At 66.8% G+C, this 22,180-nt stretch carries 18 protein-coding genes; 10 read left to right on the top strand and 8 right to left on the bottom strand.

Going from position 1 to position 22,180, the window contains the following annotated elements; genetic code table 11:
- Positions 1-416 precede the first annotated feature (416 nt).
- Positions 417-962, bottom strand: a complete 546-nt coding sequence (locus GW587_RS29410) for a hypothetical protein (RefSeq protein WP_166108464.1) — start codon at positions 960-962, stop codon at positions 417-419.
- A 290-nt stretch (positions 963-1,252) separates the two neighbouring features.
- On the opposite strand from GW587_RS29410, the gene GW587_RS29415 reads away from it, so the two are divergent.
- Positions 1,253-2,311 (top strand): AI-2E family transporter, encoded by a 1,059-nt coding sequence (locus GW587_RS29415; protein WP_166108465.1) that lies wholly within the window; start codon positions 1,253-1,255, stop codon positions 2,309-2,311.
- Positions 2,312-2,392: 81 nt separating this feature from the next.
- On the opposite strand, the gene GW587_RS29420 is transcribed toward GW587_RS29415, so the two are convergent.
- Together GW587_RS29420 and GW587_RS29425 are read right to left on the bottom strand one after the other, a co-directional pair.
- Positions 2,393-2,779 carry a response regulator gene (locus tag GW587_RS29420; protein ID WP_166108466.1) on the bottom strand — a complete coding sequence of 129 codons (387 nt, stop codon included), beginning with the start codon at positions 2,777-2,779 and terminating at the stop codon, positions 2,393-2,395.
- Complete coding sequence (locus tag GW587_RS29425; protein ID WP_166108467.1) at positions 2,779-3,972, bottom strand: GAF domain-containing sensor histidine kinase; 1,194 nt, start codon at positions 3,970-3,972, stop codon at positions 2,779-2,781. Before GW587_RS29425 ends, GW587_RS29420 begins: the two co-directional genes overlap by 1 nt.
- A gap of 202 nt (positions 3,973-4,174) precedes the next feature.
- On the opposite strand from GW587_RS29425, the gene GW587_RS29430 reads away from it, so the two are divergent.
- The 3 genes from GW587_RS29430 (at position 4,175) to GW587_RS31715 (ending at position 11,963) form a co-directional block, all read left to right on the top strand.
- The gene (locus tag GW587_RS29430) at positions 4,175-5,068 is read left to right on the top strand and encodes a LysR family transcriptional regulator (RefSeq protein WP_166108468.1); all 894 of its coding nucleotides are present in this window, start codon (positions 4,175-4,177) and stop codon (positions 5,066-5,068) included.
- 195 nt (positions 5,069-5,263) lie between these two features.
- Positions 5,264-8,296 (top strand): TonB-dependent receptor, encoded by a 3,033-nt coding sequence (locus tag GW587_RS29435; RefSeq protein WP_166108469.1) that lies wholly within the window; start codon positions 5,264-5,266, stop codon positions 8,294-8,296.
- Positions 8,297-8,399: 103 nt separating this feature from the next.
- Complete coding sequence (locus tag GW587_RS31715) at positions 8,400-11,963, top strand: ATP-binding protein (RefSeq protein WP_166108470.1); 3,564 nt, start codon at positions 8,400-8,402, stop codon at positions 11,961-11,963.
- 111 nt (positions 11,964-12,074) lie between these two features.
- Here GW587_RS31715 and GW587_RS29445 read toward each other — a convergent pair whose 3' ends face one another.
- The 4 genes from GW587_RS29445 to GW587_RS29460 all read right to left on the bottom strand — a co-directional run bounded on the left by GW587_RS29445 (position 12,075) and on the right by GW587_RS29460 (position 14,747).
- A complete protein-coding gene (locus tag GW587_RS29445) occupies positions 12,075-13,169 on the bottom strand; it encodes an alkene reductase (protein ID WP_166108471.1) in 1,095 nt (364 codons plus the stop codon).
- A 100-nt stretch (positions 13,170-13,269) separates the two neighbouring features.
- A complete protein-coding gene (locus tag GW587_RS29450) occupies positions 13,270-14,052 on the bottom strand; it encodes a substrate-binding periplasmic protein (RefSeq protein WP_166108472.1) in 783 nt (260 codons plus the stop codon).
- A 29-nt stretch (positions 14,053-14,081) separates the two neighbouring features.
- Positions 14,082-14,267, bottom strand: coding sequence for a hypothetical protein (locus tag GW587_RS29455; RefSeq protein ID WP_207393697.1), 186 nt, complete (start codon positions 14,265-14,267; stop codon positions 14,082-14,084).
- A 63-nt stretch (positions 14,268-14,330) separates the two neighbouring features.
- Positions 14,331-14,747 carry a response regulator gene (locus GW587_RS29460; protein ID WP_166108473.1) on the bottom strand — a complete coding sequence of 139 codons (417 nt, stop codon included), beginning with the start codon at positions 14,745-14,747 and terminating at the stop codon, positions 14,331-14,333.
- Positions 14,748-14,943: 196 nt separating this feature from the next.
- Between GW587_RS29460 and msrA the strand changes: the two genes are divergently transcribed.
- The 6 genes from msrA to GW587_RS29490 all read left to right on the top strand — a co-directional run bounded on the left by msrA (position 14,944) and on the right by GW587_RS29490 (position 18,974).
- Positions 14,944-15,447 (top strand): peptide-methionine (S)-S-oxide reductase MsrA, encoded by a 504-nt coding sequence (gene msrA, locus GW587_RS29465; protein ID WP_166108474.1) that lies wholly within the window; start codon positions 14,944-14,946, stop codon positions 15,445-15,447.
- Positions 15,448-15,575: 128 nt separating this feature from the next.
- Positions 15,576-15,977 (top strand): DUF1842 domain-containing protein, encoded by a 402-nt coding sequence (locus tag GW587_RS29470; RefSeq protein WP_166108475.1) that lies wholly within the window; start codon positions 15,576-15,578, stop codon positions 15,975-15,977.
- 27 nt (positions 15,978-16,004) lie between these two features.
- Positions 16,005-17,021 (top strand): cupin-like domain-containing protein, encoded by a 1,017-nt coding sequence (locus GW587_RS29475; RefSeq protein WP_166108476.1) that lies wholly within the window; start codon positions 16,005-16,007, stop codon positions 17,019-17,021.
- Between the two features lie 15 nt (positions 17,022-17,036).
- Positions 17,037-17,774: a YoaK family protein gene (locus tag GW587_RS29480; RefSeq protein WP_166108477.1), complete on the top strand. Its 738-nt coding sequence runs from the start codon at positions 17,037-17,039 to the stop codon at positions 17,772-17,774.
- A 25-nt stretch (positions 17,775-17,799) separates the two neighbouring features.
- Positions 17,800-18,489: a TetR/AcrR family transcriptional regulator gene (locus tag GW587_RS29485; protein WP_166108478.1), complete on the top strand. Its 690-nt coding sequence runs from the start codon at positions 17,800-17,802 to the stop codon at positions 18,487-18,489.
- On the top strand, positions 18,486-18,974 hold the full coding sequence (locus GW587_RS29490) for an arsinothricin resistance N-acetyltransferase ArsN1 family B (protein ID WP_166108479.1): 489 nt from the start codon (positions 18,486-18,488) through the stop codon (positions 18,972-18,974). Before GW587_RS29485 ends, GW587_RS29490 begins: the two co-directional genes overlap by 4 nt.
- On the opposite strand, the gene GW587_RS29495 is transcribed toward GW587_RS29490, so the two are convergent.
- Complete coding sequence (locus tag GW587_RS29495) at positions 18,971-22,072, bottom strand: ligand-binding sensor domain-containing diguanylate cyclase (protein ID WP_229259718.1); 3,102 nt, start codon at positions 22,070-22,072, stop codon at positions 18,971-18,973. The two genes, GW587_RS29490 and GW587_RS29495, sit on opposite strands and share 4 nt — an antisense overlap.
- Between the last annotated feature and the right edge of the window lie 108 nt (positions 22,073-22,180).

Genomic DNA, 22,180 nt, shown 5'->3' on the forward strand with positions numbered 1-22,180 from the left:
TACATCGAGATGTTCTACAATCCAAAACGTCGGCATGGCTTCAATGAGAAGCTTTCACCGGTCAATTTTGAAAAGCGGTATTTTGAGAGGCTCGCGAGTGTCTAGCAAACTCGTGGCGATTCAATCCATTTCGAAAAGACAAGCAATTTAAGGCAAAAATACTGTGTCATTTGCCGAAATCTGACAACGGTTTGGCAAAAAATCGCGGCTCGCAAAAAAGAGAGTTCCGTATGGCGGTGCCATATCACGGTGGCCGGCGTTCGGAAATCCGGCACTTGACACGAAGGCGGCGGCGCCGGCATGGGAGGCGGAGAAACGGGTGGCCATGCTGAAGGGAAGCTGGCCTAACGAAGACCTGCGCCGATGCTGCCTGCAAGGCCACCGTTGGTCATTGGGGCTGGGCCCGCCCTAACGACCTACATGATTGTCTTAGCCAGGACTTGCTTCAGGATAAATTCAATACGCGGTTTGGCATGTCGATCCAAATGATAGGTCAACACGCTTCCATCCGCACTCAAACTGATGGTCCACACGTTCGTTTCCGATCCGGGAAATACTTTGAATGTGTGCGCGTCCGCGAAAAACGATTGTGATAGAGCCGATCCGGCGTCGTTCGACATGCCTCCGTACATCGTCACTGCATCGGGCGTGCCGTCAGGATGGCGATGGTCGTGTCGCAAGTCCAGACCCGCAGGGATGCGGGTAAATATCCAGGTGCGGGAACGATCCTCGCCAACCAGCACGGGCATGCGTACATCGGCGTTGGTGCAGATGATTTCGGTAGACATTTTTTTACCGGCAAAGTCGTTCTTCGGATCGATGGCATACGTCAGCCCGCCTTCAAAACGGTGGCCGCACATAGTACGTAGCATCGCCATGAATTGGTCTTGCGAATCGGCTGCGGCGGTGGTACAGGTGACGGTCAAACAAGCGGCGAAAAGTACTTGTGCAAGTGATTTCATGGTCATCCCAGGTGTAATTAAAGCACAGGCGGCAAAGCTTGCCGGGTCGCCTGCTGGTTAGTGATGGCCTTCGCAGGACAGCTAGTACCGCGTCAGATGTGAGATTAAGCGCCGAGAACTTCGGCATGCAAGTCAGGGTACCAGACCGTAAGGCTTGAGCTCTAGACTTCTCCGCCAGGGACAGCTGGAAATACAGCAATACCGGTTACAGGTGAGGTCGTGCGGACCATTTTGAGGCTGATCGATTATGATTTGGCAACACCAAAACATATTCGATACAGGGCTCTTTCATGCATCAGTTCACGCTACAACAAAAATCCTTCCTACTTCTTCTTGCGCTCGTCACGATCGGCTTCGCCTGGGTACTGTTGCCGTTTGGCGGTGCAGTATTCTGGGGCGTGGTGCTGGCGATCGTGTTTGCCCCGGTCTATCGCTGGCTGCTTGCGAGAACCACGCAGAAGCCGAACCTGGCGTCATTCTTGACCTTGCTGCTGATTGTCGTCATCGTCATCCTGCCGCTGACCTTGGTCGCGGTGTCGTTGGTGGACCAGGTCGCTTCGGTGGTTGAAATGGTGCGTTCGGGCGAACTCACGGTAGGGATGTTCTTCAGTAAGATCATGGCGGCCTTGCCGGCTTGGTTGGTGAACTTGCTGGATCGGTTCAATCTGACCAGTCTGGCCAGCCTGCAGGATAAGCTGACCGCCGGGGCTTCGGAGATTAGCCAGAGCCTGGCCAAGCAAGCGATTAACGTTAGCCTCTACACGGTCGATTTTCTGACCAGCCTGTGCATCATGCTGTATCTGCTGTTTTTCCTGCTGCGCGACGGTGTCAGCTTGTCTGCCAAGATCCGCGCGGCTGTGCCGCTGTCACGCAAGTACAAGCAGCGGCTTTTCAATAATTTCACCACCGTCATCCGTGCTACTGTCAAAGGTAATATCCTTGTGGCTATCGCTCAAGGCGCCTTGGGTGGTTTGGCATTCTGGTTTTTGGATGTTCGCGCGCCGCTGCTGTGGGCCGTGCTGATGGCGTTTCTGTCGCTGTTGCCGGCCATCGGCGCGGCGCTGGTCTGGGCGCCGGTGGCGATTTATTTCCTTGCCACTGGTTCAGTGTGGGAGGGTGTCGGGCTGGTCGTTTGGGGTGTGGTGGTCATCGGCTTGGTCGACAATATCCTGCGCCCAATCCTGGTGGGCAAGGACACGAAAATGCCCGATTACATCGTGCTGTTTTCCACCGTGGGCGGGATGGCGCTATTTGGCTTGAATGGTTTTGTTATTGGCCCGGTCGTGGCGGCCATGTTCATCGCGGCGTGGGACTTGTTTGCTACTGCGACCGAATTTCACAATGACTGATAGTGCTGTTTGTCTCATGTCGCGGTAAGCCGACTTAGCCATTCGCGTATCTCGGTCTTGCTATCGCGCGCTGTCGGATGCTTACTGCGCGCGGTGCGCCGAATCGACCATGGCAAGAATCGATTCCAGGTTCGCTGGCTTGACCATGTGCTGGTCGAAGCCGTGGGCTTTGGTTCGCTGGCGCGTTTCGGCGTCGTTCCAGGCGGTGTAGGCGATCAGCACCGGTTGGCGGAATTGCGGCATATGCCGCAGCGTGCGGGCCACGGCGTAGCCGTCGACTTCGGGCATGCCCAGGTCGAGCAGCACCATGTCGGGATCGAAGTCGATGGCGGCCTGGATGCCTTCCTTGCCGCCGTACGCCGCCGCTGTGATGTGGCCGTGCAGTTCGAGCAGTTCGGCGGTGAGGTCGGCCGCGTCGCGGTTGTCGTCGACCACCAGGATGCGCTTGGGGGAAAATTGGGAACCCATCAGTATTCCGCTTCCGCTTGCTGAATGCTCATGCTGAAGGTGAAGATCGTGCGTTCCTGGTTCGAGTCCAGCAGCAGCCGGCCACGGTGCGCCTTGGCGATCTGGTCGGCGATGTACAGCCCGAGGCCCAAGCCGCCGGCCTGGGTCGACTTGTCGCCGCGCCAGAAGGGTTGGAACAGGCGGGCGGCGACGGCGGGCGGGATGGCGGCGCCGGCGTTGCTGACCGAGAGCGCGAACTGGCCCTGCTCGACGCTGCACGTCACCGCCACCGGCATCCCGGGCGCGCCGTGCACGATGGCGTTGACGATCAGATTCGACGCCAGCTGGGCGATCCGCTTGCCGTCGCAATGCACCGGCGCGTCGATCAGGATGTCGGCGTCGATGACGCTGTTCGGGTAGGCGCCGCGCAGCTCGGCCACCACGTGCGTCAGCGTGGCTTGCAGGTCGGCGTCGAGGCGTTGGTCGGAGGCGAGCACGCCGTCCATTTTGCTGCGCGTGAAGTCCATCGCGTCGTCGATCAGGTTGGCGATGCGCTGGCCGCTGCGGTCGATGCGCGCGGCCACCTTTAGGATCCGTTCGTCGTCCGTCAGGCGGGCGATCACTTCGCCGCCCATCATCATCGAGGCCAGCGGCGTGCGCATGTCGTGGCCGAGGATGGCGATGAATTGCTCGCGCAGTTCGACCGCCTGCTTTTCCGCTTCGAGTTCGGCCTTGGCCGCCGACAGGCCTTGTTCGGCGTCGATCTGGCCCGACAGCAGTTCGGCGAACAGTTGCAGGGTGTCGAGGGTTTTCGGTGCGCGCAGGCTGGCGGGATTGGGGTCGAGGCCGCACAATGTGCCGAAGAATTCGCCGTCCTTGCGGTACACCGGCAGCGAAAAATAGCTTTGGAAGCCGAACAGCTTGGGCACCGGGTGGCTGCTGTAGACGTCGTCGTTGGCGACGTCGTCGATCACCACGCCGACGCTGCTGCGCCGCACCTGGTCGCAAAAGGTGTTGGCGATCTCGATTTCGTCGCCCGGCACCAGGCCGAAACCCAGTTCGTCGTGCACCGCGCACATGGTCCAGGCGTCGGCGGTGACGCGCGAGACGCAGACCCAGCGCAAGCCGGTGGTTTGCGCGATCACCCGCATGACCGTGGGGACGGCAGTGATCGATTGCACCGTGTCGATGTCGATCTTGATTGGGCTGTGCATGCGGGTCTTTGGCGGCGGGCGGGTTGTCCAGACACCCATTATGCACGATTGTTGCCTGGATTCAGTATCCGGTCAGTCGTGCGGCGTCGATGCCGCGCTGGCGGCGGCCTTTACGACTATTAACCAAAATTAACCCCAGCTCTTTTTTCGTTCTGTGATGATATTCGCCTTTGCCGAGTTGCGGCGGCGACCCATCGATGAAATGAACATAGATATAGGCAGTTGTGACTGGAACGACCTGAAGACCTTCCTGGTGGTGGCGCGCAGCGGCACCCAGGCTTATGCGGCGAAAGTGCTGGGGCAATCCCAGCCGACCATCGGGCGCCGCATCCGGGCGCTGGAGCGTAGCCTCGGCAGCTCGCTGTTCTACCGCGACGCGCGCGGCCTGAGCTTGACCATCGATGGCATGGAGTTGCTGCGCAACGTCGAGCGGATGGAAAGCGAGGCGCAATCGATCCAGCGCCGCTCCGCCGCGCAGGAGGAGCTGAGCGGCTTGCTGCGCGTTTCGGCCGGCGGCTGGCTGGGCGCGCATTTGCTGGCGCCGGCGTTCGCGCGCTTCCATGCGAGCCAGCCGCAGATCCAGATCCACCTCACCGCCGATGCCGGCTCGGCCAACCTGGTGCGGCGCGAGGTCGACGTGGTGATCCAGACCCGCCGCTTCGACGCGCCCGACCTGATCGAGCGTAAACTCATGCAGCTGCCCCACGCGCTGTACGGCCAGGCCGACTATCTGCGCCTGGCCGGACCGGTGGCGGCGGGCGGGCGCGGCCATGCGCTGATGGTGCTGACCGGCGCCGACGGCGAGGCCGGCCACGGCGAGTGGCTGCGCAGCCATCTCGGCCATGCCCGCACCGGCCTGCGCACCGAATGCCCGGAGGCGTTGCTGCAATGGTGCCGCAACGGCATGGGGCTGGCGCTGCTGCCGGTGGCGGTGGCGGCCGCCTATCCGCAGCTGGCGCCGGTGCCGATGCCGGAGGCGCCGGCCGCGAGCACCGTCTGGGCCGGCTATCACGCCGACCTGCGCTGTTCGCCACGGCTGCGGGCCTTGCTGGACATCGTCCTGGAAACAACAGTCCATGTTGTAAATGCACACTAGCCGCATGCAAGCCGGGCCGCACCGGCACCGCGCCGCCGCCGCGTGCGCCCCGTGGTTGCAGGCTTCCTGAGCGAATCACCCGCCGCTAGTCATGGCTGAATATTCGATATGCATGGCTGTCATATGCGAAAAACAATCTTTCTCCTATGCTTTTTTTTCCCATGTAACGTAATTTTCCGAAAAAAAAGGATTTGAATGATTAAGAAGACTGTAATTGCGCGTGCGTTGGCGATCGCCTTCAGCACCGCCGCCTTGAATGTCGCGCTGGCGCCTGCCGCGTTCGCCCAGTCCAATGCGGCGGGCACCATCTTCGGCCGGGCCGACGGCGGCGCGGCCAGCATCGTCCTGCAGAATACCGACACCGGCGTCAAGCGCACGCTGGGCACCGACGCCGGCGGCCGCTACAACGCCACCGCGATGCCGCCCGGTCACTACAAAGTGGAGCTGGTGCGCGACGGCAAGGTCGTCAACACCACCGAGGTGGACGTGATCATCGGCCAGGGCGTGGAAGCTTCGTTCTCTTCCGCCCAGACGGTGCAGGTCACCGGCCGCCGCAACCGCATCGACGTCTCCAACACCAACAACGGCTCGACCTTCACCGCCAAGGAGCTGAGCAAGCTGCCGGTGCAGCAATCGGTGGCGGCGATCATCCAGCTGGCGCCGAACACCACCCGCGCCGACTCGCGCTACGCGGCCGGCGCCTCGTTCGGCGGCGGCGGCGCGTCCGAGAACGCCTATTACATCAACGGTTTCCCGGTCACCAATCCGCTGACCCAGCTGGGCGCGTCGGAGTTGCCGTTCGGCGCGATCGCGCAGGCGCAGGTGCTGACCGGCGGCTTCGGCGCCGAGTTCGGGCGCTCGGTCGGCGGCGTGGTCAACATCACCACCAAGAGCGGCACCAATAACTGGGATGCCGGCGCCAGCGTCAGCATCGAGCCGGACTCGCTGCGAGCGAAGTACAAGAACGTCTACTACGGCAACACCGGCGCCAAGGCCAACGCGGCCACCGACGGCACGCTGTACCAGCAGAACGACAACCGCCAGCGCAGCGAGAAGATCGTCGGCGCCTATGTCGGCGGTCCGATCATCGAGGACAAGCTGTTCATGTTCGCCGCGCTGGAAGGCCGCCGCTACGACCAGGACCGCGTCTATGGCATCCGCACCTCGTCCAATCTGGGCGCCACCGGCTTCGAATCGACCGACGACAAGCTGCAGCGCTACACCGCCAAGTTCGACTGGAACATCTCGGACAACCACCGGGTCGAGGCGACGCTGATCGGCGACAATTCCAAGACCGACCGCCGGCTGTACAGCTATGACTACGCCACCGGCCAGCACGGCGCGGCGCCGACCGCGTCGCAGCACTACAAGAACAGCGCCGACTTCACGCCGGCCGTCGGCGGCGACGTGCGGATCCTGCGCTACGTCGGCAACCTGACCGACAACCTGACCATCTCGGCGCTGACCGGCCGCAGCAAGACCAAGAGCTATACCAGCTACGACAACGTCGGCGGCGCGAACACCGCCAACCTGTTCCAGGTCAGCGCCGCCAGCAACACGCGCGTGCCCGGCCTGAACTATTCCAGCCCGCAGGTGCTGTCCGGCGCGGTGGACAATCCGGCCTCGGAAAGTGAAGTCAAGTCGACCCGCTTCGACGTCGAGTACAAGCTCGGCTCGCACATGCTGCGCGGCGGCTTCGACAACGTGAAGCTCGATTCCTCGCAGGTCGGCCAGTACTACGGCGGCGGCGGCATCTGGGTGTACCAGAAGGTCGATCCGAACGCGCAAACCGACTTCGGCACCACCACCGGCACCACGGCGGCCGGCGGCGGCTACGGCGCCCAGGGTTACTTCGTGCAGAAGCGCATCTTCAACAGCGTGACCGGCGCCGGCTCGCATCAGGACGCGCGCTACCTGGAGGACCGCTGGCAGGTGACCAAGGATGTGCTGGTGACCCTCGGCGTGCGCGATGAGGGCTTCAAGAACATCAACGGCGACGGCGACACCTTCCTGGAAATCGACCACAAGATCCAGCCGCGCGCGGCGGCGTCGTGGGACGTCAACGGCGACGCTTCGTTCAAGGTGTTCGGCAGCGCCGGCCGTTACGCGCTGCAGATCCCGACCCACCTGGCGGTGCGCGGCGCGTCGCGCTCGACGCTGACGCGCCAGGCGTTCACCTACACCGGCACCGACGCCAACGGTCTGCCGCTGGGCCTGGTGGCGCTGGGCGGTCCGTACTCGACCAACAACGAGCTGGGCCAGTCGAAGGATCCGAAGTCGGTGACGGCCAAGGGGCTGGAGGCCACCTATCAGGATGAGCTGACGCTGGGCTTCGAGAAGGCGCTGAGCGCCGACCTGAACATCGGGATGAAGGCCACCTACCGCGAGCTGAAGGCCACCATCGACGACTACTGCGATACGCGTCTGATCGACAAGTACGCGGCCGACCACAAGATCGCGATCACCAACGACGGCTACTTCAGCTGCGCGTCGTTCAATCCGGGCCGCGACAACACCTTCGTGGTCGACTTCCAGGGCAACAAGACCTATTCGGAAATCCACCTGACGGCGGCGGAACTGGGCTTCGAGCAGGCCAAGCGCACCTACACCGCGCTGGACCTGTTCGCCGAGCATCCGTTGCGTAGCGGCTGGTACGGCCGGGTCAACTACACCTGGTCGCGCAGCCGCGGCAACACCGAGGGCCAGACCCGTTCCGACAACGCCCAGACCGACGTCGCCGCGACCTCGACCTGGGATAACCCGGAGCTGATGGTCAACGCTTACGGCAATCTGCCGAACGACCGCAAGCACCAGATGAAGGCTTACGGCTTCTTCGAGGTGACGCCGGAATGGTCGGTGGGCGGCAACTTCCTGGCGGCTTCGGGCCGTCCGCGCAGCTGCTTCGGCTGGAATCCGTCGGTGCCGCGCGCGGTCAACTACGGTTCGGTGTACTTCTACTGCGACAAGGCGGTGCCGCGCAGCACGCTGGGGACGCTGCCGTGGGACATCCGGCTGGACCTGAACCTGGCCTACCAGCCGGCGTTCCTGACGGGGCTGACCGCGAAGATGGAGGTGTTCAACGTGGCCAACAAGCAGACCGCGCAGACCATCGACGAGACCTACAACGTCAACACGACGGCCGAGATCAATCCGACCTATGGCCGGGTGATCAGCTACACCGCGCCGCGCGCCGTGAAGTTCACGGTGGAGTACAACCGCCGCTTCTAAGCCGGTTGTGAGTTAGTCCCGTTTGCCGCCGGCTCGACGCCGGCGGCTTTTTTATTGGTTAAAATGACGGACCTCAACCGGGGCCGCACACTTCAGGATAGCGATGGACACCAGCAGCGACGAGGCGATGCCGACGGGAGAGCGGGAATATTCCTTCGGTTCGTTCCGCTTTATTCCCACCAGGCAGTTGCTCCTGCACGAGCAGGCGCCGGTGCGCCTGGGCGGGCGGGCGCTGGATATCTTGACGGTGCTGGTCGAGCGGGCCGGCGAACTGGTGAGCAAGAAGGAGTTGATCGCTCAGGCCTGGCCCAACAGCGTGGTGGACGAGGGCAACGTCAAGGTGCACATCGCGGCGCTGCGCAGGGCGCTGGAGTCGCGCGCGCCGGGCAGCAGTCATATCGTCACCGTGAGCGGGCGCGGTTATCGCTTTGTGGCGCCGGTGCTGGCCGATCACGGCGAGGCGGCGGGTGCGCCGGAGCCGCGTCCGCCGCTGCCGCCGCACAATCTGCCGGCGCCGGCGACCCGGATGCTGGGGCGCGACGCTACACAGGCCATGCTGCTGCGTACGCTTGAGCGGCACCGGGTCGTCAGTATCGTCGGTCCGGGCGGGATCGGCAAGACCACGCTGGCGTTGTCGATCGCGGAGGTGTGGCATGCGCGGGACGGCATGGACATCTGTTTTGTCGATTTGAGTCCCTTGTCGGAGGGGAGCTTCGTCGCTGGCGCGTTGGCTGCCGCGCTTGGGCTGGGCATTCCCGCCGACGACGGCGGGCAGGCGTTGATCGCCGGTTTGCGCGGCCGGCGTCTGTTGTTGGTGCTTGACAGTTGCGAGCATGTGATCGAGAGCGTGGCCACGCTGGTGGCGGGCATCGTCAGCTGCGCGCCGGGCGTGGTGGTGCTGGCCACCAGCCGCGAGCCGCTGCGCGCCAGCGGCGAGTCGGTGCACCGCCTCGCGCCGCTGGAATATCCGCCAGCGGAGGCGACGGCGGTCGCGGCCAGCACTGTTGCGGCCAGCGCAGCACGCTTAGCCAGCGCGGCCAGCGCAGCGCGCGCGGCAAGTGTAGCCAGCGCGGTAGGCGCGGCGCATGCGGCAAGCACAGCCGGGGAGGTAGGCGCGGCGCATGCGGCAAGCGTAGCCAGCGCGGTAGGCGCGGCGCGTACGGCAAGCGTAGCCAGCGCGGTAGGCCCGGCGCATGCGGCAAGCACAGCCGGCGAGGTAGGCGCAGAGCGAGCGGCTAGCGCAGTCAGCGGGATAGGTGCAGCGCGTGCGGTAGGCGCTGCGGAGGCGGCAAGTGCGGCGCTCGCGGCAAGCGCAGTTATTGCGGCGGGCGCGGCGAGAGGGGCAGGCGCGGCGGGTATGGCGGGCGCGAAGGGCGTGGTGTCTGCGGTGGGCGCGGCGTCGGCGGTGTTGACGGCGCGGCAGGCGCTGGAATTTCCGGCGGTGCAGTTGTTCGTCGAGCGCGCGGCGGAGTGTCTGGCGGGCTATCAACTGTCCGACGCCGACGCGCCGGCGGTGGCCGACATCTGCCGCCGGCTGGAGGGCGTGCCGCTGGCGATCGAGCTGGCGGCGATGCGGATCGATGCCTTCGGCGCGCGCGAGCTGGCGGTGCGCCTGGACGACCGCTTCCGCCTGCTCAAGCGCGGCCGGCGTGGTGCGCAGCCGCGCCACTCGACGTTGGCGGCGGCGCTCGATTGGAGCTACGAATTCCTGCCGCCCGACGAGCGCGCGTTGCTGCGTCGCCTGTCGGTGTTCGCCGGCGCGTTCACGCTCGACGCCGCGATCGGGCTGGGCGCCGACGCTGCGGCGGACGGCGCGGCCGACACGCAGGCCGCCACCCGGGCAAATGCGCGGGCCGACACGCCGGCCGACACCCGGGCGAATACGCAGGCCGATACGCCGGCCGACACGCCGGCCGACACCCGGGCGAATGCGCCGGCCGACACCCGGGCGAATGCGCCGGCCGATACACAGGCCGGCATCCGGGCAAATGCGCGGGCCTATACGCAGGCCGACACTCCGGCCGACGCGTCGGCGATTATCGATGCGCTGGCGAACCTGGTCGCCAAGTCGATGCTGTCGGCCGACGTGGGCGGCGCGACCGTGACCTATCGGCTGCTCGACACCACCAAGGCCTACGCGCTGGACAAGCTGGAACACTCGGGCGGCATGGACGTCGCGCGCCGCCGCCACGCGCATTGGCAGCAAGCCCGCTGCGAGCTCGCCTCGGCCGAGTGGGGCCGGCGCTGCGGCACCGATTGGCTGGCCGCCTACGCACGCGACCTCGACGATGTGCGCGCCGCGCTGACGTGGGCGTTCTCGCCGGCGGGCGACGCCGCGCTCGGCATCGCGCTGACGGTGGCGGCGATTCCGCTGTGGATGCAGCTGTCGCTGCTGGAAGAGTGCCGCCGCTGCATCCAGCGCGCGCTGTCCGGCGCATGCCCATCGGCCGGCGACGACATGAAGCTGCACGCGGCGCTGGGCGCGGCGGTGCTGTACGCCAGCGGCCCGGTGGAGGAAAGCAACGCCGCCTGGATGCGGGTGCTGGCGCTGGCCGACCGGCTGCACGACCGCGAGCACCAGCTGCGCGCGCTGTGGGGCATGGCGGTGTACCGCAGTTACGCCGGCGATCACCGCGCGGTGCTGGCATTGGCGGACCGCGTGCGCGCGGTCGCCGCCGGCAGCGATGCAGCCGGCAGCGACACAGCCGGCGTGCTGGCCAGCCTGGAGCGGCTGATCGCCACCGCCCACCACTACGGCGGCGAACAGGCGGCGGCGCGGGTCCGGCTGGACCGCATGCTGAGCCGCGATGCGGCGTCGGCGCCGGCGCGGCACGCGACCATGGCCGGCTTCCAGCTGGAACAGCGCAGCGCGGCGCTGGGCACGCTGGCCAACGTGCTGTGGCTGCAAGGCTATCCGGACCAGGCGGTGCGCACCATCTGCGCCGCGCTGGAGCAGGCGCGCGACGCAGGGCACGCGCCGTCGCTGTTGCACGTGCTGGCCCACGCCGCCTTCCCGGTGATGCTGCAGGTCGGCGACCACGCGGCCGCCGGGCGGGTGCTGGACGAACTGTCCGGCCATCTGGCCACGCTGGCGTTGCCGTTGTGGGACGCGCTGCTGCGCTGCCTGCGCGCGGTGCTGCGGGTGCGGCGCGGCGACGCGTCCAGCCTGGCGCTGCTGCGCGAGGCGCTGGAGGAGCGGCGCGCCCACCATTTCCATCTGCGGATGAACAGCTATGCGGGCATCCTGGCGACCGCGCTCGGCACCCAGGGCCGGCGCGACGAGGGGCTGGCGCTGCTGGACGCGGCGCTGGCCTCCTGCGAAGCCGGCGAAGAACAGTGGTGCCACGCCGAACTGTTGCGCATCAAGGGCGAGCTGCTCGAACCGGCCGACGCCCACGCGGCGGAAAGCCTGTACCTGCGGGCGATGGAGGTGGCGTCGCGGCAAGGCGCGCTGGCGTGGCGGCTGCGCGCGGCGACCAGCCTGGCGCGGCTGCACTGCCGCCGCCACGCGCCGGACGCGGCGCGGCGCGTGCTGGCGCCGGTGCTGGACCAGTTCAGCGAGGGGCTGGCCACGCTCGATGTGCGCCAGGCCAGGGAGGTGCTGGACGCGGCGTCGCCGGCGCGCGGCCCGGCCTTGCTCGGCTTAACCAGAATTAACTTGGATTAACTAACTGCCATGATGGCTGTTATGTCAATATTGGTCGTTACCTGAACGTAACGGCTTTTGGCCGGGCCCCGCTTCCCACGGGACCCGGCTTTTTTTTAACGCGCCACGCGGTCACAGCGCCGGATAGTCGGTATAGCCTTCCGCGCCGCCGCCGTAGAAGGTGGCCGCTTGCGGTTGCGCCAGCGGCATATTGCGGCGCAGGCGCTCCACCAGGTCCGGGTTGGCGATGAAGGGACGGCCGAAGGCCACCATGTCGGCGTGGCCCGAGGCGGCCGCTTCGATCGCCATGTCGCGGTCGTAGCTGTTGTTGGCGATGTAGCGGCCGCCGAACTTCGCGTGCAGGCGCTTGAAGTTGAAATCGGCGGCGCCGTTGTCGCCCCGGGTCTGGCCTTCGACGCAGTGCAGATAGGCCAGGCCCAGCTTGCCCAGCTGCTCGGCCAGGTAAAAGTAGGTGCCCTGCGGATCGCTGTCGAGCGGCGTGTCGCCGACCGCGCGGGTGATCGGCGACAGCCGCACGCCGACGCGGTCGGCGCCCCAGACCTCGGCCACCGCGCTCACCACCTCGATCGGGAAGCGGGTGCGGTTTTCGACCGGGCCGCCGTAGCGGTCGGTGCGCTGGTTGGTGCTGTCCCGGATGAACTGTTCCAGCAGATAGCAGTTGGCGGCATGGATCTCGACCCCGTCGAAGCCGGCTTCTTGCGCGCAGCGCGCGGCGTGGCGGTAGTCGTCCAGGATGCGCGGGATCTCGTCGGTCTCCAGCGCGCGCGGCGGCGACGGGCGCTCGACGGTCTGGCTTTCCAGGAACACTTGCTCGCCGGCCTGGATCGCGGACGGGGCCACCGGCGCGGCGCCGTTTTCCTGCAGCGAGACGTGTGACATGCGGCCCACGTGCCACAGCTGGCAGACGATCTTGCCGCCGGCCTGGTGCACGGCGTCGGTGATCAGCCGCCACGCGGCGACCTGGGCCGGCGTGTAGATGCCGGGCGTGAAGGCGTAGCCGCGCCCTTCGCGGGAAATATTGGTGGCTTCGCTGATGATCAGGCCGGCCGAGGCGCGCTGGCGGTAGTACTCGACCGCCAGCGGCGAGTGCACGCCGTCCATGTCGGCGCGCGAACGCGTCAGCGGCGCCATGGCGATGCCGTTGGCGACGTCGATGGCGCCGATCTTGAGCGGGGAAAACAGATTGGGTAGGGTGTTGGTCGACATGAACGTCAGCTCCTGCTTGGGTGGGGATGAGTGCAGCGTAGCAGTTCACGACCGTGGCGTTGGTTAATCTTGGTTAATTCCCGCCGTGCGCCGATTTACCTCAGGGCACTTGCACCAGGTGCTTGCGCGCCATCCTGCCGAGTTCGCCGCGTTCCAGCATTTCCGTGAACAGCTGGTTGTAGCGCCGCTGCGCCGGCTGGTGGCGCGGCTGGCGCGGGAAGGCGAGGTAGCCGTCCTGCACCGACAGCGCCGGGCCCTGTTCGGCCACCCGGCCGACGATGTTGAGCTGGGCCAGCACCGGTTGCAGGTTGCGCTCGTTCGCCGCCAGCAGCGCGACCCTGCCCAGCAGCAGCATGCGCGCGCCGTTCTCCAGCCTGGGCACTTCGCTGAGTTGCAGGCCGGACCGCGCCTGGTCGAAGTTTTCGCCGTAGTGCCAGCCACGCACGGCGGCGATCGGGACCTGCTTCAGCGCGCCATAGTCGCCGGCCCAGACGGCGGCGCCGGCGCCGGCGCGGGCGAAGAACACCATGCGGTCGCGGTAGAACGGGTGGTCGAGGAAGGCGAAGCGCGCCGCGCGTTCGGGGGATTTATAGGCGCCGACCAGGATGTCGGCCTGGCCCTGCGCCACCATGGCCTGGGCGCGCGGCCATGGGTAGAGCTGGAAGCGCACCGTGTCGCCGGCGCGGGCGGCCAGCGCGCGCACGATGTCGACGCCCAGCCCGGTCCATTCACCGTTGGGCGCCTGCTCGAACACGCGGCTGAACGCGGCGCCGACCACCAGCCGTTCCGCCGCGACGGCGGCGCAGGCGGGGACGGCCAGCAACAGCGCGGCCAGCGCGCGGACCGCCGAGGAACGGGCGGCGGCGCGGACGGGGGACTTCATCGGGCGGGCGGCCGGAGCGCGGCGCCGGTTCAGCGCACGTCCGCCGCGCGGCGCCGCTCCGGTTCGTTGAGCACGCGGGCGATGACCGGCAGCGGCACGCCGGCGTCCTCCATGAACACGGCGGCGGCCTCGCGGCCGTCGGTGTCCTGCATGACGATGCCGGCATTGACGGCGATGGCTTTGCTGCGGTCGGGACGTGAACGACGTTCGATCATGATATGGCCTCCTGTCTCAGGACAGTATCACAAAAGAAATTCCCCTGCCTTTGGTTTGCGGATTTACGCCGCCTGCTGATGCTCGTGCATCGCGGCGCGCTCCGCCAGGCCCTTGGCCAGCGCCTGCAGGATGCTGTCCAGGCTGGCCGGCTTGACCAGATGGCCGTCGAAACCGGTGTCGCGCACGCGCTGGCGGGTGACGGCGTCGCCCCAGGCGGTGAAGGCGATCAGCGCCACATGGTCGAAGTCGGGCAGCGCGCGCAGCGCGCCGGCGACCTGGTAGCCGTCCATGCCGGGCATGCCGAGGTCGAGCAGGATGGCGTCCGGCTCGAAGGTGCGCGCCTTGTCCAGTCCCGGCAGGCCGGAATAGGCGACGGTGGCGTCATAGCCATGTAGTTTCAGCAATTCAACCGTGAGGTCGGCCGCTTCTTGGTTGTCGTCGATGACGAGCACGCGTTTGGAGGTGTTGGTCTGGTCCATGATAGGGAACGGAAAAAGGGGCGTTCGGCTGGGTCCAGGCCGGGGAATGGGGGGCGCGGCGGTTGAGGGGGCGCGCAGGGAAGGCGGAGTAAATGCTTTCCTGAAGTAAATTATAGTGTAATTTTCGCGGATTGCTTGAAGAATTGCGTATCGAACGCCAAATGAGAGACCTATCTAGCATGAAGGACAACGAAAAATGACGACTACGACTGAAAAGGCCATCCTGGCCGGCGGCTGTTTCTGGGGCGTGCAGGATCTGTTGCGCAAATATCCGGGCGTGCTGGCGACGCGCGTCGGCTACAGCGGCGGCGACGTGGCCAACGCCACCTACCGCAACCACGGCACGCACGCCGAGGCGATCGAGATCATTTTCGATCCGGCGCTGATCAGCTACCGCAAGATCCTGGAATTCTTCTTTCAGATCCACGATCCGAGCACCCGCAACCGCCAGGGCAACGATACCGGCACAAGTTATCGTTCGGCAATTTACTATACTTCGGAGCAACAGAAGGCGGCCGCCGAAGACACCATCGCCGACGTCGACGCCTCCGGCCTGTGGCCGGGCAAAGTGGTGACCGAGGTGGCCCCGGCCGGCCCGTTCTGGGAGGCCGAACCGGAGCACCAGGACTATCTGGAGCGCCTGCCGAACGGCTACACCTGCCATTTCATCCGTCCGGACTGGCAGCTGCCGAAACGCTGAGCCGCGCTTTGCGTTAAATAAAACCTTTCGTAAACAGTCACTTATCACGCGGAAGGTATTCGGAAGGCAAATTTCCGGCCCGGCGGCTAAAGTTCGACGCATGTTTTGTTCTTACTTTAGGGAATATCATGAGTCAGTTATTTGCCGCCGTTTATGAAGTCACCAGCGCCGCCGCCGGCCGTCCATCCTTGCGCCTGAACCTGATCGTCAACGGCGATAACGACAGCGTGGTCGGCACCGCGCTGCTGGAAACCTACACCGGCGACATCAGCGAAATCGCGGTGCGCGGCCACTGCATGGAGATCGAGGGCGAGCAGCCGCTGAAGGCGATCGTGCTGGCCGGCACGGCGCCGACGTTCGGCCTGCTGAACGACGATCCCAGCGCCTTCCAGTTGCTGATGGTGCTGCCGACGGCGTGGAAGGACGGCCAGGCGTGCTACAAGATGAGCTTTGGCAAACTGTATCCGCGCTGCGTCGAAGTGCGCGACGGCGTCGCCCGCGCGGTGTTGCCGGAGTACACTAGCGACTGACACCCGCGCACAGTGAAAAGGACAGCGATGAACCGCGATGACGCCGCACCGGCAACAGAGGTCAACGACTCGTGGCGCGGCTGGATCGCCGAGAACCTGATCCTCGGCGGCGATCCGGACACCCTGGCCGGCATCATGATCCAGTCCGGCATCGGCGGCGAGGCGGCGCGGGCCGAGGTGGCGGCGGCGCTGCGCAGCCCCTATCTCGGCGGCGCGGCGCGGCTGCGCAACCGGCTGGCCAAGCGGGATTGGGTGCTCGGCATCCAGTCGCGGCTGAACCGGCTGGCGCCGGCCGAGGTGCCGCGCCGCGCGCGCCTGTCGGGCGACGACTTCCTCGACCAATACTACCGCCGCAACCAGCCGGTGATCATCACCGGCATGCTGGACGATTGCGCCGCGCGCGCCAAATGGGGTTTCGACTACCTGATCGAACGCTGCGGCGAGCGCGAAGTCGAGGTGCAGTTCGGCCGCGACGCCGATCCGGACTACGAGATCAACAGCCAGGCGCTGCGCCGGCGCATGCCGTTCGGCCAGTACGTGGCGCTGGTGCGCGACGGCGGCGGCGGCAACGATTTCTACATGACCGCCAACAACGACGGCCACAACCGCCAGCCGCTGCGGGAGCTGATGGCCGATCTGCCGCCGCTGGCCGACTACCTGACGCCGGGCCGCGACGGCTTTTTCTGGTTCGGCCCGGCCGGCACCATCACCCCGTTCCATCACGACCTGACCAACAATTTCATGCTGCAGATCGCCGGCCGCAAGCGGGTGCGGCTGATCGCGCCGTGCGACACGCCCAAGGTGTACAACCAGCGCCACTGCTTTTCCCAGGTCGACGGGCGCGCCATCGACCTGGCGCGCTTTCCGCTGATGGCCGGGGTGCCGGTGCTCGACTGCGTGCTGGCGCCGGGCGAGATCCTGTTCCTGCCGGTCGGCTGGTGGCATTTCGTCGAAGCGCTGGACGTGACCATCACGGTATCGACCACCCACTTCCGGTGGGACAATGACTTCTATACGCAGTATCCGAGCCAACAGGATTTTTGACCAGAGGGGCGCGCCATGCCGATGCACTATCTCCGAGCCTTGACCAGTCCCCACCGCACCGAGCTCGGCAACCGCCGCCTCGGCCGCCTGCTGGCCTTCGTGGCGGGCGCGGTCAACGCCGGCGGTTTTTTCGCGGTCGGCCAATACACCTCACACATGTCGGGCATCGTCTCGGCGCTGGCCGACAACGCCGCGCTGGGCCGGCTGCCGCTGTTGCTGGCCGGGCTGGCGTCGCTGGCCGCCTTCTTCCTCGGCGCGGCGACCTCGGCGATCCTGATCAACTGGGGCCGGCGGCGCGGCGCGCACAGCCGCTACGCGCTGCCGCTGTTGCTGGAGGCGGCGTTGCTGCTGGCCTTCGGGCTGAGCGGCGCGCGGCTGGCGGCGCTCGGCCATGTCGGCGCCACGGTGGCGCTGCTGTGTTTCGTCATGGGCTTGCAGAACGCCATCGTCACCAAGGTGTCGCGCGCGGAGATCCGCACCACCCATGTCACCGGGCTGGTGACCGACATCGGCATCGAACTGGGTAAGCTGTGTTACTGGAACGGCGCGGCGACGACGGGCGAGCGGGTGGTGGCCGACATGGCGCGGCTGCGGCTGCTCGGCTCGCTGTTGGCGATGTTCCTGGCCGGCGGACTGGCCGGGGCGTTCGGCTTCCAGCACCTCGGCTTCGGCGCGGTGGTGCCGCTGGCGCTGGGCTTGTTGACGCTGGCGGCCGTCCCTCTTTTGGATGACCGTCGCGCGGCCCCGCTATGACCCTGCCATCGTCTATACTATTCGAATGAAAGACACCGTCACCACTCCCGTCGCAAACCACCAGAAACGCGTCGGCATCGAGCGGCGCGAGCGCACGCGGGCGCTGCTGATCCGCAGCGCGGTCGACGTGTTCGCGCGGCTCGGGCCGGACGCGCCGGTGATCGACGACTTCATCGCCGCCGCCGGCGTGGCGCGCGGCACCTTCTACAACTACTTCAAGACCACGCACGAGCTGCTGGCCGCCGTCACCGAGGAGCTCAGCGAGGAAGTGCTGGGCGTGGTCGATCCGCAGGTGCTGACCTGCGACGATCCGGCGCGCCGCATCTGCATGGGCATCCGGCTGTATGTGCACTGCGCGATCCGCTATCCGGCGTGGGGCGCGTTCCTGACCCGCATCGGCCCGGCGCACGCGGTGCGCGGCAAGCGGCTGGACCGCTTCCTGCTGCGCGACCTGGAGCTGGGCTTCGCCGCCGGCCGCTTTTCCGCCGGCTGCGTGCTGGTGGCGCGCGACATGCTGATCGGCTCGATGTTCTTCGGCATCGAGACGCTGCTGACCGAAAAGCGGCAGCACCAGCACATCGAACAAATCCTGTACACGGTGCTGCAGGGCATAGGCCTGTCTGCGGACGAGGCGCGCGCCATCGCCTTCATGCCGCTGCCGGAGATCGGCCCGATCTCATCGTCGATCTTCGCCACGCTGGAATCGGTGGGATGATCCGGCCCGCCACCCCGGACGACGCGGCGGCCGTGGTCGCGATCTATAACCACTACGTCGCCACCACCAGCATCAGCTTCGAGGAGCGCGCGGTGACGCCGGACGAGATGGCGCAGCGCATCGGCGACGTGCTCGCGGGCGGCCTGCCTTGGCTGGTGCACGAGCGGGACGGCCGCGTCACCGGCTACGCTTACGCCACCAAGTGGCGCGCGCGCAGCGCCTATCGTTTTTCCGCCGAGACCAGCGTGTACCTGCGGCACGGGCAGGGCGGCCAGGGCATCGGCAAGGCGCTGTACACCGCGCTGCTGGACGAGCTGCGGCGGCGCGGCATCCACATGGCCATCGGCGGCATCGCCCAGCCCAATCCGGCCAGCGTGGCGCTGCATGAAAGCCTGGGCTTCGAAAAGGTCGCGCACTTCAAGCAGGTGGGCCGCAAGTTCGAGCGCTGGGTCGACGTCGGCTACTGGGAACTGCGGCTCGGCTAGACCGGCTGCGCCTGTCCTTCGTCCGCCGCCAGCATGCTGCGCCGGCCGCCGGCCGCGCGCGCGTGGTACAGCGCCTGGTCGGCCGCCAGCATCAGGTCGTCGGCGCGGCCGTCCGGCTCGGCCGTCTGCGCCGCCACCCCGACGCTGAGGCTCAACATGCTGCCGGACTTGGCGTTGCTCAGTCCCAGCGCCTTCACCGCCGCCTCCATGCGGTGCGCCATCAGCATCGCCTCGGCGCCGCCGGTGCCCGGCGCCAGGAAGGCGAACTGGCTGGCGCCGTAGCGCGCCACCAGGTCGCCGGCGCGCTGCACGCTGCCGTTCAGCGCATGCGCCACGCGGCGCAGCGCATCGTCGGCGCCGGGCTGGCCGTTATGCTCGGTGTAGGCGCCGAAGTTGTCCAGTTCCACCAGGCCCACCGCCATCATCCTTTCCTCGCGCGCCGCGCGCCGCCATTCGCGCGCCAGCTGGTCGTCGAAGCAGCGGCGGTTGGCGATGCCGGTCAGCGTGTCGGTGGCCGACAGATTGGCCAGCTTGTGCTGCGCCTTCTTCAGCGCGTCGGTGCGCTCGGTCAGCAGCGTTTCCAGCTGCCGCGCGCGCCGCGCCAGCCGCCGCACGCCCCAGCGGTACAGCAATGCCAATAGCGCCAGCGCCAGCAGCGCCAGCGCGGCGCGCGCCCACCAGGTCTGCGACGCCGGCGGCGTGATGGTGATCGGCAGCACGATCTCGTCGCGGCTGGCCACCCCCTTGTTGTTGGTGCCCTGCAGGTGGAAGCGGTACTTGCCCGGCGCCAGGTTGGTGTAGGTCGCCACCGGATGGCCGGCGTCGGCCTGCACCGGCGCCTTGTCGAAGCCTTCCAGCCAGTAGGTGTAGGCGTTGCGGCGCGGCTCGGCGTAATGCAGCGCGGCGAATTCGATCGAGATGGTGTTGGCGATCCACGGCAGCGTCAGGGAACGCGGTTGCGTCAGCGTCCCTTGCAGCAGCACGTCCTGCGGTGGGTTCTTGCCGCCGAGCGAGCGGTTCAGCACGCGGATGTCGGTGACCGCCAATTGCGGCGGCCGCGAGGCGCTGCTGTGGATCGCCGGGTTGACCGCCGTGACGCCGCTGCTGCTGCCGAAGTACAGCAGGCCGTTGCCGCTGTTGGCGGCGGAGTCCATGTAGAAGCCTTCGGTCAGGCCGTCCTCCACCGCGTACTCGGTGACGATGTTCGAGACCGGATCGATCTTGCTCATGCCGGCCGCCGTGGTGACCCAGATCATGCCGTTCCTGTCGGAGCGGATCGCCTCGATCAGGCGGGTGCCGAGTTCACTTTTATCGCCGATGCGCTTGACGTGGTAGCTGCCGTCCTTGAGCTGGGTGATGTGGTTCAAACCCTTGGAGGTGCCGACCCACAGACTGCCGTCGCCGTCCTGGTGCAGGCTGCTGACACGGTCGCTGCTCAGGCTTGCGGCGTCGTTCGGATCGAGGCGGAAGTGGCGGAACTTGCCGGTCGCGGGATCGCGCATATCCAGTCCGCCGCCGCGATAGAATTCGCCGCTCCAGACGCGGCCGGCGCCGTCCTCCAGCACCGTGGTGGCGCCGTCGACGCTGCGGCTGTCGGCGTCCTGCGGATCGTGGGCGTAGCTCCGCACCGCGCCGCCGGCGGGATCGTAGCGCAGCAGCGCGGTGCCGGTGGCCAGCCACAGGACGCCGCCGCGCCCGGGCGCGATGGCGTTGATGAAGTCCGTGGTCTTGCTGCCGAAGTGGATCACCTTGAACGGATCGTCGGGCTTGTCCAGCCGGTTCAGGCCCTCCGAGGTGCCCACCCACAGCGTGCCCTCCGGCGCCTGGTACATGCTGTAGATGACGTTGGAGCTGAGCGCGCCGGGACGCTTGTTGTCGCCCTTGTAGCTGCGCACCATCTTGCGCTCGGCCGGGTCGAACAGCGCCAGGCCGTCGTCCAGCGCGAGCCAGAGGCGGTTGTCGGCGGCCGGCGCCACGCTGCGCACGAAGTTGCTGGACTTGACGAAGTCGGGGTCGATGTCGCGCGGGACGAAGCGTTCGAAGCCGTGGTTGCCCAGATTGGCGCGGCTGACGCCATCGGTCAGCGAGCCGACCCACATGGTACCGCTGCGGTCGCGCATGGTGGTGTTGATGGCGTCGCTGTTGAGGCTATGCGCGTCCTCGGCGCGGTGGCGGTAGCTCTGGAACTGGCGCCGCTCGCGGTCCCAGCGCAGCAGGCCGCTGGTGCGGGTGCTGATCCACATGTCGCCGGCGCGGTCCTCGTCGATGTCGGTGACGCGTTTCGCCAGCACCGGCAAGGCCTGCCTCGATTCCCACGGCTGCCCGGCCTTCCACGTCACCAGGCCGTCGGCCGAGCCGATCCACAAGGTGGCGGCGCTGTCGAAGTACAGCGCGCGCACGTCGTTGGCCTTGGGATTGGGCTGGGCCGCATCGTCGACGCGGAAGTGCTGGAAGCCGGTGGCGCCCGGCGCCAGGTAGTCGATGCCGCCGGGCCAGGTGGCGGCCCAGACGCCGCCCTTGTTGTCGACCGCGACCGCGTTGATGTCGTTGTAGGTCAGGCTGTCCGGTTTGGCGTCGTCGTGGACGTGGCTGACGAAGCGGCCGCTGCGCGGATCGAAGTGGTGCAGCCCGCCCCAGGTGCCGACCCACATGCCGCCCCGGTAGTCGGAGACGATGCGGCGCACGATGCGGGCGTTGGCCGGCACGTTGGCGGCCGGATCGACCGGCGAGTAGCGGGTGAAGGCGTTGCTCGCCGGGTCGAAGCGCGCCATGCCTTCGTCGGTGCCGACCCACAGCCGGCCGGCTTCGTCCTCGTACAGCGAGGTGACGCGGCCGCCGGGCAGGCTGCGCGGATCGGACGGATCGTTCAGGTAGCGCACCTGCTTGTGGCCGTCGTGGCGGAACAGGCCGCCCTCGATGGTGCCGATCCAGACGAAGCCCTGCTTGTCCTGCAGGATGGAGAGGATGGCGCGGCTGTCGGCGCCCAGCGAATCGACGGCGGTGAAGGCCAGCGGTCGCGGCGCCGCCTGCGGCGTGCCCGCGTGGCCACAGGCCAGCGCGGCGCACAGCAGCAGGCGGAGAGTGGGGCGGAGGGACATGCGCGGCATGGTGGCGTCTCGGGGTTGGGCTTGTCAAGTAAAACACAGAAATGGCCGGCGGGGAAGTACGTGAATTATCCGCTATAATTAATTGACAAATCTTCATGC

This window comes from Duganella aceris (genome assembly GCF_011090165.1).
GTDB classification, from domain to species: domain Bacteria; phylum Pseudomonadota; class Gammaproteobacteria; order Burkholderiales; family Burkholderiaceae_D; genus Rugamonas; species Rugamonas aceris.

Coding starts and splice junctions, on each gene's coding strand:
- GW587_RS29410 (WP_166108464.1), bottom strand. CDS start 962: ATGAAATCACTTGCACAAGTACTTTTCGCCGCTTGTTTGACCGTCACC.
- GW587_RS29415 (WP_166108465.1), top strand. CDS start 1,253: ATGCATCAGTTCACGCTACAACAAAAATCCTTCCTACTTCTTCTTGCG.
- GW587_RS29420 (WP_166108466.1), bottom strand. CDS start 2,779: ATGGGTTCCCAATTTTCCCCCAAGCGCATCCTGGTGGTCGACGACAAC.
- GW587_RS29425 (WP_166108467.1), bottom strand. CDS start 3,972: ATGCACAGCCCAATCAAGATCGACATCGACACGGTGCAATCGATCACT.
- GW587_RS29430 (WP_166108468.1), top strand. CDS start 4,175: ATGAACATAGATATAGGCAGTTGTGACTGGAACGACCTGAAGACCTTC.
- GW587_RS29435 (WP_166108469.1), top strand. CDS start 5,264: ATGATTAAGAAGACTGTAATTGCGCGTGCGTTGGCGATCGCCTTCAGC.
- GW587_RS31715 (WP_166108470.1), top strand. CDS start 8,400: ATGGACACCAGCAGCGACGAGGCGATGCCGACGGGAGAGCGGGAATAT.
- GW587_RS29445 (WP_166108471.1), bottom strand. CDS start 13,169: ATGTCGACCAACACCCTACCCAATCTGTTTTCCCCGCTCAAGATCGGC.
- GW587_RS29450 (WP_166108472.1), bottom strand. CDS start 14,052: ATGAAGTCCCCCGTCCGCGCCGCCGCCCGTTCCTCGGCGGTCCGCGCG.
- GW587_RS29455 (WP_207393697.1), bottom strand. CDS start 14,267: ATGATCGAACGTCGTTCACGTCCCGACCGCAGCAAAGCCATCGCCGTC.
- GW587_RS29460 (WP_166108473.1), bottom strand. CDS start 14,747: ATGGACCAGACCAACACCTCCAAACGCGTGCTCGTCATCGACGACAAC.
- msrA (WP_166108474.1), top strand. CDS start 14,944: ATGACGACTACGACTGAAAAGGCCATCCTGGCCGGCGGCTGTTTCTGG.
- GW587_RS29470 (WP_166108475.1), top strand. CDS start 15,576: ATGAGTCAGTTATTTGCCGCCGTTTATGAAGTCACCAGCGCCGCCGCC.
- GW587_RS29475 (WP_166108476.1), top strand. CDS start 16,005: ATGAACCGCGATGACGCCGCACCGGCAACAGAGGTCAACGACTCGTGG.
- GW587_RS29480 (WP_166108477.1), top strand. CDS start 17,037: ATGCCGATGCACTATCTCCGAGCCTTGACCAGTCCCCACCGCACCGAG.
- GW587_RS29485 (WP_166108478.1), top strand. CDS start 17,800: ATGAAAGACACCGTCACCACTCCCGTCGCAAACCACCAGAAACGCGTC.
- GW587_RS29490 (WP_166108479.1), top strand. CDS start 18,486: ATGATCCGGCCCGCCACCCCGGACGACGCGGCGGCCGTGGTCGCGATC.
- GW587_RS29495 (WP_229259718.1), bottom strand. CDS start 22,072: ATGTCCCTCCGCCCCACTCTCCGCCTGCTGCTGTGCGCCGCGCTGGCC.